The organism is Crenobacter intestini (assembly GCF_004919095.1).
In the GTDB taxonomy this organism is placed as follows: Bacteria; Pseudomonadota; Gammaproteobacteria; order Burkholderiales; family Chromobacteriaceae; genus Craterilacuibacter; species Craterilacuibacter intestini.
In genome coordinates, this window is record NZ_STGJ01000003.1 from 195,195 (window position 1) to 208,102 (window position 12,908).

The 12,908-nt window shown below is 65.6% G+C and carries 13 protein-coding genes; all 13 read left to right on the plus strand.

The features are described 5' to 3' along the window. Positions 1-62 precede the first annotated feature (62 nt). The 13 genes from E5K04_RS04885 to E5K04_RS04945 all read left to right on the plus strand — a co-directional run bounded on the left by E5K04_RS04885 (position 63) and on the right by E5K04_RS04945 (position 12,908). Positions 63-1,199, plus strand: a complete 1,137-nt coding sequence (locus E5K04_RS04885) for an outer membrane beta-barrel protein (RefSeq protein WP_168929160.1) — start codon at positions 63-65, stop codon at positions 1,197-1,199. Positions 1,200-1,325: 126 nt separating this feature from the next. Further along, a complete protein-coding gene (gene epsE, locus E5K04_RS04890; protein WP_136551769.1) occupies positions 1,326-2,144 on the plus strand; it encodes a polysaccharide export protein EpsE in 819 nt (272 codons plus the stop codon). Positions 2,145-2,158: 14 nt separating this feature from the next. Beyond that, the gene (gene epsF / locus E5K04_RS04895) at positions 2,159-3,571 is read left to right on the plus strand and encodes a chain length determinant protein EpsF (protein ID WP_136551770.1); all 1,413 of its coding nucleotides are present in this window, start codon (positions 2,159-2,161) and stop codon (positions 3,569-3,571) included. Beyond that, complete coding sequence (locus E5K04_RS04900; RefSeq protein ID WP_136551771.1) at positions 3,564-4,445, plus strand: polysaccharide biosynthesis tyrosine autokinase; 882 nt, start codon at positions 3,564-3,566, stop codon at positions 4,443-4,445. Before epsF ends, E5K04_RS04900 begins: the two co-directional genes overlap by 8 nt. Positions 4,446-4,454: 9 nt before the next feature. Continuing rightward, on the plus strand, positions 4,455-5,318 hold the full coding sequence (gene xrtB, locus E5K04_RS04905; RefSeq protein WP_136551772.1) for an exosortase B: 864 nt from the start codon (positions 4,455-4,457) through the stop codon (positions 5,316-5,318). Next, on the plus strand, positions 5,315-6,004 hold the full coding sequence (epsI, locus tag E5K04_RS04910) for an exosortase-associated protein EpsI, B-type (RefSeq protein ID WP_136551773.1): 690 nt from the start codon (positions 5,315-5,317) through the stop codon (positions 6,002-6,004). Before xrtB ends, epsI begins: the two co-directional genes overlap by 4 nt. After that, positions 5,997-7,529: a hypothetical protein gene (locus E5K04_RS04915; protein WP_136551774.1), complete on the plus strand. Its 1,533-nt coding sequence runs from the start codon at positions 5,997-5,999 to the stop codon at positions 7,527-7,529. Before epsI ends, E5K04_RS04915 begins: the two co-directional genes overlap by 8 nt. Beyond that, the gene (locus tag E5K04_RS04920; RefSeq protein ID WP_136551775.1) at positions 7,492-8,715 is read left to right on the plus strand and encodes a glycosyltransferase family 4 protein; all 1,224 of its coding nucleotides are present in this window, start codon (positions 7,492-7,494) and stop codon (positions 8,713-8,715) included. The genes E5K04_RS04915 and E5K04_RS04920 overlap by 38 nt, the downstream gene beginning before the upstream one ends. A 91-nt stretch (positions 8,716-8,806) precedes the next feature. Further along, the gene (locus tag E5K04_RS04925) at positions 8,807-9,877 is read left to right on the plus strand and encodes a glycosyltransferase family 4 protein (RefSeq protein WP_136551776.1); all 1,071 of its coding nucleotides are present in this window, start codon (positions 8,807-8,809) and stop codon (positions 9,875-9,877) included. A gap of 54 nt (positions 9,878-9,931) precedes the next feature. Further along, positions 9,932-10,381, plus strand: a complete 450-nt coding sequence (locus E5K04_RS04930) for a glycosyltransferase family protein (protein ID WP_136551777.1) — start codon at positions 9,932-9,934, stop codon at positions 10,379-10,381. Then, positions 10,378-10,860 carry a glycosyltransferase gene (locus E5K04_RS04935; protein ID WP_136551778.1) on the plus strand — a complete coding sequence of 161 codons (483 nt, stop codon included), beginning with the start codon at positions 10,378-10,380 and terminating at the stop codon, positions 10,858-10,860. Before E5K04_RS04930 ends, E5K04_RS04935 begins: the two co-directional genes overlap by 4 nt. 10 nt (positions 10,861-10,870) lie before the next feature. Next, a complete protein-coding gene (locus E5K04_RS04940) occupies positions 10,871-11,965 on the plus strand; it encodes a Gfo/Idh/MocA family protein (protein ID WP_136551779.1) in 1,095 nt (364 codons plus the stop codon). Between the two features lie 22 nt (positions 11,966-11,987). Then, complete coding sequence (locus E5K04_RS04945; protein WP_205700296.1) at positions 11,988-12,908, plus strand: hypothetical protein; 921 nt, start codon at positions 11,988-11,990, stop codon at positions 12,906-12,908.

Sequence of the window (12,908 nt, forward strand, 5' to 3'; positions counted from 1 at the left end):
AGCGGGCCGCTATGCGTGCCCAGAGCAAGGGGGGATCCGGGATGTCAGGTCAACAGCGGGTAATGCATTTGCGGCGTCGTGCCGGAAGGGTCGGTCTGGCGGCGCTGTTGCTGGGCTTGTACGGGCAGGCCGGCGCCGACGCGCTGGACACCGTGCAGTGGCGGGCCGGCTTGCGTCTGGAGCACGACGACAACCTGTTCGCCCGGCCGCAGGACCCGGCCGGCGACTGGCTGACCCGGCTCGACGCCGGCGTGCGGCTGGACAAACAGTGGAGCCGGCAGCGCGTGCTGGTGGATGTAGGCGTCGTCGACTACCGCTACCGCGACTACGACAACAACGACTTCACCGCGACCCCGTATCAGGCGCAGTGGCAATGGGGGCTGGGCAACGACTTGGGCGGCGAGTTCAGGCTCTCGCGCGAAGAGAGTCCGGACCTGACCGACCCGGCGTTCGGCGCGCGCGCGGTCAACGTCAAAAAACAGGACACCCAGCGTGCGGCCGTGCAATGGCAGTTTCACCCGTCGTGGGCGCTGAACGGCGCACTCGGTCGCGACAAGACAAGTTATAGCGCGCTCACCGCGACGCCGGACGAAACCGTACGCACGGCCGAACTCGGCCTGCGCTACCTGAGCGGCAAGGGCAGCTACGTCGAGCTTATGCAGCGCATGGGGCAGGGCGAAGAAGAGGTGCAGGGTGACTTTGACGAGCGGCATACCCGGCTGTACGCCGAGTGGGCGTACAGCGCGAAGCTCAAGGCCCATCTGGGCTGGGGGCGCCTGTCGCGCAGCTACGAGCAAGGCGGCGCCGACTATTCGGGCAATACCTGGCAAGCCGGGGCGCGCTGGCAGATCACGAGCAAGGTCGATTTGACCGTATCGGCCGACCAGGCGGTCGAGTCGCAGCTCGTGTTCCGCTCGCGGACGGTGCGCAACTGGCTGGTCGAGCCGCGCTGGCAGATCAGCCAGCGCCTGAGCGCGCGGGCGAATTACCAGCATTCGCGCGCCGATTACGAGCAGGCCCTGCCCGGGCTTGGCCAGCGCGACGACCGCACGCGGGTGGCCGGGCTTGCGCTTGACTGGCAGCTGACCGATCCGCTCGCCCTCAGTGCCCAGTGGCAGCACGAGAAGCGCAGTTCGAGCTACCCGGGACTTGACTATGCGCGGCAGCGTTACTGGCTGGGCGTGGCGTTGGCATTCTGATCCTGCCATGTCAATTTGATTTACATATTGAAAGAACTTGTCGGTGTTCTATCAATAATCATCGGCCGTTATTGCTGCCCGGTCAGGCGAAGGCAATGGCCGCTTGGTCCTAACGAGGAGACAAACATGTCGAAGTCAGTCTATCGCCGTGGCGGCCAGGCCCTGCTGCTGTGCGCAGCGGCCTTGTCCGGCGCCGCCCAGGCGGCGCAAGCCGACGAGTACCGCTTGGCGCCGGGTGACCAGATCCGCGTGCAGGTGTTCCAGAACCCGGATTTGACGCTCGACGCCCGCGTCGGCGAGAGCGGCTTCATCAGCTACCCGCTGGTTGGCAAGGTCAAGGTCGGCGGCCTGCCGCTGGATGGCGCCGAGGCGCTGCTCGCCGCCGCCCTCAAGAAAGGCGGCTATGTGCAGCAGCCGCAGGTCAATATCGCCTTGCTGCAGGTGCGCGGCAACCAGGCTTCCGTGTTGGGCCAGGTCAACCGCCCCGGCCGATTCCCGCTGGAGACCGCCAACACCACGGTCACCGACCTGCTTGCGCAGGCGGGGGGCGTCGCGCCAGGCGGCGCCGACCTGGTGGTGCTGACCGGCGCGCGCGACGGCAAACCTTTCCGTACCGAAATCGACGTGCCGGCGATCTACCGTGCGGCGCAAGGCGGCAGCGCCGGCACGCTGGTGGTGCAGCCGGGCGACGTGCTCTTCGTCGACCGCGCGCCGGTCTACTACATCTACGGCGAGGCACAGCGACCGGGCGCCTACCGGGTTGAGCGCGGCATGACGCTCAGGCAGGCGCTGGCGCAAGGCGGCGGACCGACCGTACGCGGTACCGAACGTTCGCTCAAGGTCGAGCGCCGCGCGGCCGACGGCAGCTTCCAGCCGCTCAAGCTCGACATGAACGCGCAGATACAGCCGGACGACGTGATCTACGTGCCGGAAAGCTTGTTCTGAGCGCGGGAGGAACCATGGACCTGCAACGCCTGCTGTTGATCGTACGTGCCCGCTGGAAGCTCGGCGTATGGGTACTCGCGCTGACCGTGCTCTCGGCTTTGGCGATCAGCCTGGCCCTGCCTAGGCAGTACGTGGCGTCGACCGCCGTGGTGCTCGACGTGAAGTCGCCCGACCCGGTCGCCGGCATGGTGCTGCCCGGCCTGATGCAGCCGAGCTACCTCGCGACCCAGATGGACATCATCAAGAGTGAGCGGGTCGCCGCACGTGCCGCGCAGATGCTGGGCCTGCAGAAGGACCCCGTACTGCGCGGCGAGTGGATGGCAGAAACCGGCGGCAAGGCCGATTTTGCGGGCTGGGTCGGCCAGCAGTTGAGGGAGGCATTGTCGGTCAACCCGGTACGCGACAGCACGGTGCTCAATATCGACTTCGTCGCCAAATCGCCGGAATTCGCCGCGCAGGCGGCCAACGCGTTTGCCCGCGCGTATATCGACACCAGCATCCAGCTGCGCGCGGCGCCGGCGCAGCAGTACGCCGGCTGGTTCGACGAACAGGTGCGCCTGCAGCGCGAACAGCTGGAGCAGGCGCAACTGGCGCTCTCCGCGTTCCAGCAGAAGACCGGCATCGTCGCCAGCGACGAGCGGCTCGACTTCGAGACGGCGCGCTTGAACGATTTGTCTTCGCTGCTGACCCAGGTCGAGTCGCAGAAGATGGAAGCCGACAGCAAGGCGCGTACCGCGCAATCGGGCAACCTGCCCGAGGTGCTGCAAAACCCGCTGGTGGTCCAGTTGCGCGGGGAGGTGGCGAGGCTGGAGTCCGAACTGCGCCAGCAGGTCGCGCGCACCGGGGTCAACCACCCGCAGGTGCGCCAGTTGCAGGCGCAGCTCGCCGAACTCAAGGGTTCGCTGTCGGCCGAGATCGCCCGCGTGCGTGCCTCGCTCGGCGCCAGCGGCAAGGCCGGCCTCTATCGCGCCGAAGACCTGCAGGCGGCCATTGCGCAGCAAAAGACCAAGATCCTCGAATTGAAAAAGGAACGCGACGAGATCAGCGTGCTGCAGCTGGAAGTCGCCAACGCGCAGAAGGCGTACGACGCGGTCAGCGCGCGCGCCGCGCAAAGCCGTCTGGAGTCGCAGATGGTGCAGACCAACGTCAGCGTGCTGAGCGTCGCCGAGCCGCCGCTGATGCCGGCAAGCCCCAAGATCCTGCTCAACTTGGTGGTGGCGGCGGTGGTCGGTCTGGTGCTCGCGATCGTCGCGATGCTGGTGCGCGAGCTCTCCGACAGGCGCGTCCGCCTCGACGGCGAGCTGGTCGAGATTTGCGGGGTGGCGCAGATCGGGTCTTTGCAGCGGGTGAGGCCGGCGGCCGAGAAAACGGCCAAGCGACTGGGCTCGCCGGGCGCACCACAATTAGGGGAGAAATCGCATGGCTGAGACCGGTCAGCGCCTGGGCGCGCGTGAAATCGCCAACGGCAGCGAGCCCAGACTGGGCGAGCTGCTGCAGGCCGAAGGCCTGCTTGGTCCCGGGGAGCTTGAGCAGGTCGCCGACGAGCAGGCCAGAAGCGGCGCGCGCTTTGGCGAGGCGGCAGTCAGCCTCGGCCTGATCAGTCAGGACGAGCTGATGCGCGCGCTGTCCCGCCGCTACGATTATGCCTACCTGCCGGCCGGGCACAGCAAGCTGCATCCGTCCCTGCTCGCGCTGTTCGACCCGTTCGCGACCGGCTGCGAGGCGCTGCGCAGCCTGCGCAGCCAGCTTTTGATCGACGTGTTCGGCCAGGGCCGCACCACGCGCTCTTTGGCGCTGGTCAGCCCCGGGCACGGCGAAGGGCGCAGCTACGTCGCGGCCAACCTGGCGGTGCTCTTCTCGCAGATGGGCGAGCGGACCTTGCTGATCGACGCCGACCTGCGCAAGCCCGCCTTGCACCAGCTCTTTAGCCTGGACAACCGTTATGGCCTCTCCAACCTTCTGGCCGGGCATTGCGCGCTCAACGACGCGATCGACGTGATTCCCGAGTTGCCCAACCTGACCGTGCTCAAGGGCGGGGCGGTGCCGCCCAACCCGCTCGAACTGCTGAGCCGGGGCCGCCTGCGCGAGCTGATCGAGCTGGTGCGCAAGCATTTCGACGTGATCCTGATCGATACCACTGCGGCGGGCGAGGGCAGCGACGCGATCCGCGTCGCGCACGCGGCGGGGCTGGCGGTGGTGCTGGCGCGCGCCGGCCAGACCGGTGCGCGTCCGCTCGCAAGCCTGGTCTCCCAGTTGCGCCAGGCACGCGTCGAGCTGGCCGGTTGCGTGATGAACCGCTAGGGGGGCGCGATGTCGACCAGCAAGCCGCTTTCCACACCGATCCGGCTTTTGCCGCCCGCAGGCTGGCTGGTGGCTGCCGGCCTCGCCGCCCTGCTGCTGCCGACCGTATGGCGGCTGTACGGTGGCGTGTGGCAGCACGAGCAGCAGGGGCACGGCCCGCTGGTGCTGGCCGTCGTGTGCTGGCTGTTCTGGCAAAAGCGGGGCGAACTCCTGGCGCTTGAAGCGCGTCCCGCGCCGCGCTCCGGCTGGAGCCTGCTGATCCTTGCCCTGCTTGGCTATGTGCTCGGCCGCTCGCAGGGCATCCTGCTGTTCGAGGTTGGGGCCTTTCCCGTGCTGCTCGCCGCGCTGTTGCTGCTCTTTCTCGGTGCGCAGGCGTTGCGTCTCGTATGGTTCGCGCTCTTTTTCATGCTGTTCCTGATCCCGCTGCCCTTGGCCGTGGTCGACGCGCTGACCGGCCCGATGAAGCTTGCGGTATCGGTCGTCGTCGAGTGGCTGCTGCAGCTCTTCGGCTACCCGGCGGCCCGCAGCGGGGTGATCCTGCAGGTGGGACCCTACCAGCTGTTGGTCGCCGACGCCTGCGCCGGGCTGCAGACGCTGTTCACGCTCGAGGCGATGGGGCTTCTGTACCTGAACCTGGTGCGTACGGCCTCTTGGTCGCGCAATGTGGTGCTGGCCTTGCTGATCGTGCCGATCAGCTTCATGGCGAACGTGCTCAGGGTGCTGATCCTGGTGCTGATCACCTATTACTTCGGCGACGCCGCCGGGCAGGGCTTCCTGCACGGCTTCTCCGGCCTCGTGCTGTTCATGCTTGCCCTCGTGATGATCATCGCGACCGACGCCTTGTTGCGCCTGCCCGCCAGGAGTACGTCATGAGCAGGCAAACCCGGCGGGCTTTCCTTGCTTCGGCGTTGATGGGCGGCGCCGCGCTGGCCGCGTGGGCGGCGACACCGACCCGCCTGCTCGCCGCCGGCCGCCCCGCGGCTGCGCTCTCGTCGCAGCTGCCGCAGGCTTTCGGCGCGTGGCGGGTGGATACCGGTGCCGCGCGGCAGGTGGTGAACCCGCAGCAGCAAAGCGAACTCTCGCGCATCTACGCCGACACGCTCTCGCGTGTCTACGTCAACGACGAGGGGCAGCGCATCATGCTGTCGCTCGCCTACGGGCGCGACCAGCGCGACGGCATGGAACTGCACTACCCGGAGGTGTGTTATCCGGCGCAGGGCTTCCGCCAAGAGGCCGCGCGCGACGCGACGCTCGCGCTGCCCGGGCGGCAATTGCCGGTGCGCGAACTCTTCATGACGCTGGGTGGCTACCGTCGCGAGCCGGTCACCTACTGGTCGCTAGTAGGCGACGAGGTGGTGCGCGGTCGGCGCAGCAAGAAGATGGCCGAGATGGCGTATGGCTTGTCCGGGGTGATCCCGGATGGGCTGCTGTTCCGCGTCTCGAGCATCGGCCCGGACGACGCGGCCTCCTACGCGCTGCACCGCGACTTCGCACAGGCGCTGTACGGCGTGCTTGACGCGCACGCCTGCGCCAGGTTCTTCGGGAGGGCGCATGGCTAGCGTGCTGACGCTGCGCGACAGGTGGCCGGAAACCCTCTCCCGGCTCAAGGCGTACCTCCCCGAGATGGTGGCCTTTGCCGTGTCGGCGCTGCTGGCGGTGGCCGCCGGCATGCTGATCGCCCGCGGCAACCCGGTCCACCTCGGCTTGCTGCTCGGCACGGTCGCGGGCCTTGCGCTGCTTCTGAACCCCCAGCTGATCGTCTGGCTGCTGCTGGTGGGCACCTTGCTGGTGATGGGGCCGGTCGGCCTGTTTTTCCCCAGCCTCGTCAAACTGTCGTGGGCATTCTCGCTGCTGGGCGTAATGCTGCTGGGTATCGCCCTCGTCCGCCTGCTGCTGGAGGCCGATGCACGCGAGGGTATGCCGGTCTTTGTCTGGCTGCTGGCTGCCTTGCCGGTTTACGCCGTGCTCGCCTCTTTGCCCGCAGACAGCACGCTGAATGAGTCGGCGGCCGGCTGGAAACGGATCTTCCAGTTTTTTGGCTTGCTGTTGTTTATCGCTGCACTGCCGGTCAACGCCGACAGCGAGCGGCTGCTGGCGCGCTGCTGCCGCTTCCTGTTCTGGCTTGCGCTGCTGCAACTGCCATTCGCGCTCTACCAGTACCTGTTCCTCGTTCCCTTGCGCATCGGCATGGCCGGCGGGGTGGTGCCGATCGACATCGTCAGCGGCAGCTTCGAGGCGAGCATGACCGGCGGCGGCGCGAGCGGCACGATGGCGATGTTCCTCTTGTGCGTGCTGGCGGGCACCCTGGCCGCCTGGCACAAGAAAAGCCTTTCGGCAGGCGCCGCGCTGGCGGCGACGGTCGTGCTGTGCGCGCCGCTGCTGCTGGGAGAAACCAAGGTGGTGCTGATCCTGCTGCCTGTCGTGCTGCTGTTCGCGTACCGCGACGTGATCAGGAGCAGCCCTTGGCTAGCTGTGTTGCTGGTGCTGTTGCTCGCCTGCCTGATGGTCGCACTGATGTGGGTGTACTTCGTGTTCTTCAACGAAGGGGAGCGTACGCCCGAACAGCAGTTCATGCAGGCGATCGCGTACAACTTCGGTACCCATGGTTACGCCGACCGCTACAGCCTCAACCGCACGACGGCGATCACCTTCTGGTTTGCCGAGCACGGCTGGCACAACCCGCTGCAGACTTTTTTGGGCCACGGTCTTGGCGCCTCGTACAGCGCCCCACATACGCTACAGGCCGGTTTCCTGTCGCTGCGCTACCCGCTGATGAATATCAACCTGAACACGCTCTCGACACTGTTATGGGACGCTGGCCTCGCCGGCGCGCTGCTGTTCTGCCTTGCCTTGCTCGGCATTCTGCGTGCCGCGATGCGAGTAACGGTTGCGCCGGGGCTGGCGGCCGCGCTGCAGACGGCGGCGTGCTGCTTCCTGCTGATGTTGTGGTACAGCGACGCGCTGATCGTCGCGTCGAGTTTCGAGGTGTTGTTTGCTTTCGCGGCCGGGTATCTCGCCTGGCTGGTCAAGAAGGAGCGCGTGCGCGATGAAGCTGCTGTACCTGACCCGCGAGCCCTGTCCTAGCCTGCGGCCGGACCTTGCCGTGCTGTTCGGCAAGGTGTTGCCGCAATCCGGCATCCAGTCGGACCTTGTTGGCGAGCGCGACCCCAAGCTTCCCGCCACCTGGGGCGGCGGGCGCGTCTTCGCGCGGTCGGTGTACTCGCGTATCGGACGGGTGGCGGTCAAGTTCCTGTCGCTGATCGACGCCTACCGCCTGTGCCGGCAAGGCGGTTACGACGCCTTGCAGGTGCGCGACCGCATCCTGGGCGCCGCGGCAGGGCTGTTGATCGCCCGCCTGTTCGGCCTGCCTTTCTACTACTGGCTGTCCCTGCCGTTTCCCGAGATGTGGCAGGACCTGGGGGGCGGACGGGTGCCCAGTAGCTCGTCGCACCTGCAGCGGCTGCTGTGGCGCATCCGCGGGGGGCTCGCCTTCTGGCTGCTCTACCGGGTGGTGCTGCCGCGCGCCGACCATGTATTCGCGCAGAGCGAGGCAATGAAATCAGTGCTGGCCGGTTACGGCGTACCGGCCCAGCGCATCAGCGCGGTGCCGATGGGCGTGGACATGCAGCCAGGCCAGCCACAGCCCGAGGCCATGGACGACCCCTTTTATCGGGACAAGACGCTGCTCGTCTACTTGGGCGCGCTTGAGCGCCTGCGCCACCCCGAGGTGTTGCTCGATGCGATGCTGCTCGTACGGGCGCAACGCCCCGATACCGTGCTGATGCTGGTCGGCGACTCCGAATTGGCCTCTGACCGGGCGTGGCTTGCCGCGCAGATCTCCGGCCGAGGGTTGTCGGATTGTGTGCGGGTGACCGGCTGGTTGTCGCAGGCCGACGCGCACCGCTACCTGCGCGCAGCCGCGATCGGCCTGTCGCAGATTCCACGCAGCCGGGTGTACGAGGTGAGTTCGCCGACCAAGGTTGCCGAATATCTGGCCCATGGCCTGCCGGTGGTCGCCAACGACCAGCCGGACCAGGCCTGGCTGCTGGCCCAAACCGGCTGCGGGGTCAGCGTGCCCTTTGGCGCGCAGTCATTTGCCGACGCGATCCTGGGCTTGCTGTCCACCCCGGACAGGCTCGCCCAAATGGCTGAACGCGCGCCGCAGGCGGTCTACGCGCTCAGGAGTTACGACGTATTGGGCCGGCAACTGGCTGCGGTGTATCACGCGCTGGAAAAGCGGGGGCAGTTGGCCGAGCTTTTTGAGGTCTGAACTAGATAATGCGCAGTTTGCACGGTGGCTGCGGCTGGCTGGTAGTTGATGGCACGCTGGCTTTCGATCGCTTTGTCCAGGGGAGTTAGGTGTGGTTGGCGACAAGAAAATCGTGATGGCAGGTGTGGCCTTGCAATCGCCTGGTGGAATGACCAGCGTGGTGCGCTGCTACCGCAAGTTCGGCCTGTTCGAGCGGCACGATGTCGTTTACCTGGAAACCTACCGGAACCCGGGCCTGCTCAGCCAGCTCAGGGTCTTCGTTCCTGCGGTATGGAAGCTGTTGGCCATGCTGCTTGGCCGAGAAGTGGCGCTGTTGCATGTGCATACGGCGTCCTACGGGAGCTTCGGTCGCAAGTCGATTTTGTGCGCGTTCGCGCGGGCTTTTTCCGTCCCGTACATCGTCCACGTCCATTGCGGCGAATTCCTCGACTTTTACCAACAGCGGCGCGGAAAGCTGTCTGGCTACCTGATTGAGCAGACCTTGAACCATGCCCGCCTGGTCCTGGTGTTGTCCGAAGGCTGGAAACATAGGTTTTCGGATGTTTTCCCCCGTGCACAGGTCGAAGTGTTGACCAACCCAGTCGAGCCTGTCCAAGGCATGTGCGAAGTATCAGCGACGACGCGCTACATCCTGTTCCTTGGCCGCTTGCGGCAGAAAAAGGGCGTATACGACCTGGTGCGGGCGTTCGCCCGCATCCGTTCCGAATTCCCGGACGTGTCGCTGGTACTGGCGGGAGACGGCGAGTTGGATGAGGTCGGCCAACTGGCGGCCGAACTTGGCGTGGCCGACGCTGTGCGCCTGACAGGGTGGGTGGAGGATGACGCCAAGCAGCGGCTCTTGTCCGGGGCGGAAGTCCTGGCCTTGCCTTCCTATTTCGAGGGTTTGCCGATCTCGATCCTGGAAGCGATGGCTGCCGGCGTTCCTGTCATCGCCTCGCGGGTCGGCAGCATCCCGGAGGCGCTGGAAGACGGGCGCTGCGGCGTGCTGTTCCAACCGGGCGACGTGGATGCCCTGGCCGATGGATTGAAAAGCCTTCTTGAAAACAGTTGTTTTGCATCTATGCTTTCATCATTGGGGCTCGAGCGGGTCAACCAGCATTACGCGGTAAAGCCTGTCATCCACAGGCTGGAGAAGGTCTACCGCGAGTGCGCGATCAAGTAATCCCAGCCGCCATCGCTTGCAGCCTGCCGCTTAACTCAATCTGCCGGGGTGAACATGAAACTCAAGGTGCTTGCGGTCGCGTCGGGCGGTGGACACTGGACGCAGATGATGCGTCTGGTTCCGGCCTTTTCCGGCTGCGAGGTGGTCTTCGTCGGGGTCAAGGCGATGTATCGGGACGACGTGGCCGATGCGCGCTTTTACGCCATCTCGGACGTCAGCCGCCTGCATCTTGCGAGCCTTCCTCGGGCCTTGCTTGCCCTGGTCGGCATCCTGTTGCGTGAGCGTCCGCAGGTCGTGGTGACGACCGGGTCGGCGCCCGGCTTGCTGGCGCTGAGGCTTGCGCGGCTGTTGGGCATGCGCACCGTATGGATAGACAGCGTCGCCAACGTCGAAGAGTTGTCCTTGTCGGGGCGCAAGGCCAGGCGCTATGCCGACCTCTGGCTGACCCAGTGGCCGCATCTGGCCAAAGAGCAGGGCCCCGAGTACCGGGGAAGCCTGCTGTGAAAGTCTTCCTCACTGTCGGTTCCATGCTGCCGTTCCCGCGACTTGTGCGGGCGGTCGACGCTTGGGCCGCCCGCACTCCGCAGGCCGAGGTGTTCGCCCAGATCGGCGACGGCGCCGAGACGCCGCAAAATTTTTCGTCCTCACCCATGCTCACGCCCAAGTCGTACCGCCAGCATTTTGCCGAGGCGGACCTGGTTGTGTCGCATGTTGGCATGGGGACGGTGATCACCGCCGCCGAGCTTGACCGGCCGCTGTTGCTGTTGCCCAGACGGCCAGATCTGGGCGAGGTGACCAGCGGCCATCAACTGGCGACCGCGCAGTGGCTGCGCGACAAGCCCGGCATCACGATCGCCGAAGAGGCAGCGCAGCTGGTGTCGTTGCTGGACGCGGGCGCTTGGCGCGCGGGCAGGATAGACGTGGCAAGCCATGCGCGAACGGACCTGTTGCAGGCCGTCCGGCAATTCATTCATTCAAGTTGAGGTGGGGCGCATGACGACGTTACCGATCAGGGTTGCGGTAGTGGGGCTTGGCAAAATGGGCTTGTCGCATCTGGCGATCATCAACGCGCACCCCGACGTGCGCGTGTGCGCGATTTGCGACGCCAGCGGGTACGTGCTTGACGTGCTGGGCAAGTACACCGGCTTGAAGACGTATACCAATTACCAGTCGATGCTCGCCGAGGTCGAGCTGGACGCGGTGGTGATCGCGACGCCGACCAGCCTGCACGCGACCATGGTCAGGCAGGCGCTGGAGCGCGGCCTGCACGTGTTCTGCGAAAAGCCGTTCTGTCTCGATGGTGACGAGGGCGAGGCGCTGGTGCAGATGGCCGCCCAAAACGGGCTGGTCAACCAGGTCGGTTACCACAACCGCTTTGTCGGTGCCTTCCAGGAGGTGCAGCGCCTGCTCGCGCAAGGCGTGATCGGCGAGGTGACCCATGTGAAGGTCGAGGCTTACGGCCCGGTCGTCCTGAAGGGAAAAGGGGGAACCTGGCGGGCGGAGCACGGCAAGGGTGGCGGTTGCCTGTACGACTACGCGGCACACCCGCTCAACCTGCTGACCTGGTATCTGGGTACCCCGCAGGGCGTGGGCGGGACCATCCTCAACCCGGTGTTCTCCGAGCATGTCGACGACGAGGTGTATTCGACCCTGTACTACCCGGACGGAGTGAGCGCCCAGCTCTCGGTCAGCTGGAGCGACGAATCGTTCCGCAAGATGAGCACCAGTGTCACCGTGCTGGGCAAGCTGGGACGGATCCGTGCCGACCGCCAGGAATGTCAGGTTTTCCTGCGCAACAACGCCGTGTTGCCCGAGGGCTACACGCAGGGCTGGAATATCCGCTACACGACCGACCTGACCCTGCCCGTGTGGTTCTACGTGCGCGGCGAGGAGTATTCCGCACAGATCGATTATTTCGTTGCGAAGATCAAGATGCAGGCCGCCGCGGACAACGTCAACGACTTCGCCTCGGCGCTGGCCACCGACAAGGTGTTGGCCATGCTGGTCGCCGATGCGGCCAAGGGCGCGTCGACGACCAGCGGGGCACCGGTGACGGCACCCAAGAAGAAGCGCTTCATTTTCGGCTGAACAAAGACGGCGAGGGGGGAATATGGACAGGTTACTGTTTGGCGACAACCAGTTCTTCGGTATCAACCATATGTCCGAAGAGAAGGCGCGTGCGCAGAGCATGCGCTTCCAGGAAATTTCTGCAGTGATCGACGTGCTCGACTGCGCGTTCGACCAGGGTATCCGCACCTTCATGTGTACGACGCATGACCGGATCGCCCAGGTGGCCGACCATATGCGGGCCAACCCGAGCCGCTATGCAAGCTACCAGTTCTATCCGTGTATGCCTTACGCGCACAAGTATGCGAACGCGGTCACCGAAGACGGCATGGTCGGGGCCATCCGGCGCTTCTTGCCAAGCGAAGGGCTGTTGAATGCGGCCTTGCGTGGTGGCAAGTCGCTGGCGACCAAGGATATCGAGGGCATCACCACGCTCTTGATCGATTCCGAGATGAAGATGTTCGAGGGGCTGAATACGCCGGTGGTCTTCCTGCAGAACGTGGTGGTCGACCTCTTGCTCGGACTGGGCTTCAAGGATGCGTTCCGGGTGTTCGCTCAGCATGTGAGGAAACGTTATGGGGCCGAGCCGGGCTTTATCACCATGAATCTTCCGGCCTTGCTGCCGGTCTTGCGTGAAGCCGGCGTCGAGAATCCGATCGTTTGCTCCAACATCAACAAGATCGGTTTTCGCATGTGTGGCGGCGTCGACGAATACGAGCGTTTGCTGCGCGGCGGCGGGTTCAGGGCGGTCGCGATGTCGGTTTTTGCCTCAGGTGCGATCCCCGCCGAAGAGGCGATCCGCTGGCTGGGCCAATTGCCGAACGTCGAAGCCATGGTGTTCGGCGCCTCTTCCGCCTCGAACATCCGTTCGACACGGGAGCTGGTCGAGCGCCTGATGCCGGCTGCCGCATCACAGGGCGCCGGCTCGGGCTTTCAACAGCCGCTAGTCAGCGTCGGGGGGTAG

Excerpts from the sequence above, each read along its gene's own strand:
- E5K04_RS04885 (WP_168929160.1), top strand. The coding sequence starts at position 63 with ATGCATTTGCGGCGTCGTGCCGGAAGGGTCGGTCTGGCGGCGCTGTTG.
- epsE (WP_136551769.1), top strand. The coding sequence starts at position 1,326 with ATGTCGAAGTCAGTCTATCGCCGTGGCGGCCAGGCCCTGCTGCTGTGC.
- epsF (WP_136551770.1), top strand. The coding sequence starts at position 2,159 with ATGGACCTGCAACGCCTGCTGTTGATCGTACGTGCCCGCTGGAAGCTC.
- E5K04_RS04900 (WP_136551771.1), top strand. The coding sequence starts at position 3,564 with ATGGCTGAGACCGGTCAGCGCCTGGGCGCGCGTGAAATCGCCAACGGC.
- xrtB (WP_136551772.1), top strand. The coding sequence starts at position 4,455 with ATGTCGACCAGCAAGCCGCTTTCCACACCGATCCGGCTTTTGCCGCCC.
- epsI (WP_136551773.1), top strand. The coding sequence starts at position 5,315 with ATGAGCAGGCAAACCCGGCGGGCTTTCCTTGCTTCGGCGTTGATGGGC.
- E5K04_RS04915 (WP_136551774.1), top strand. The coding sequence starts at position 5,997 with ATGGCTAGCGTGCTGACGCTGCGCGACAGGTGGCCGGAAACCCTCTCC.
- E5K04_RS04920 (WP_136551775.1), top strand. The coding sequence starts at position 7,492 with ATGAAGCTGCTGTACCTGACCCGCGAGCCCTGTCCTAGCCTGCGGCCG.
- E5K04_RS04930 (WP_136551777.1), top strand. The coding sequence starts at position 9,932 with ATGAAACTCAAGGTGCTTGCGGTCGCGTCGGGCGGTGGACACTGGACG.
- E5K04_RS04940 (WP_136551779.1), top strand. The coding sequence starts at position 10,871 with ATGACGACGTTACCGATCAGGGTTGCGGTAGTGGGGCTTGGCAAAATG.
- E5K04_RS04945 (WP_205700296.1), top strand. The coding sequence starts at position 11,988 with ATGGACAGGTTACTGTTTGGCGACAACCAGTTCTTCGGTATCAACCAT.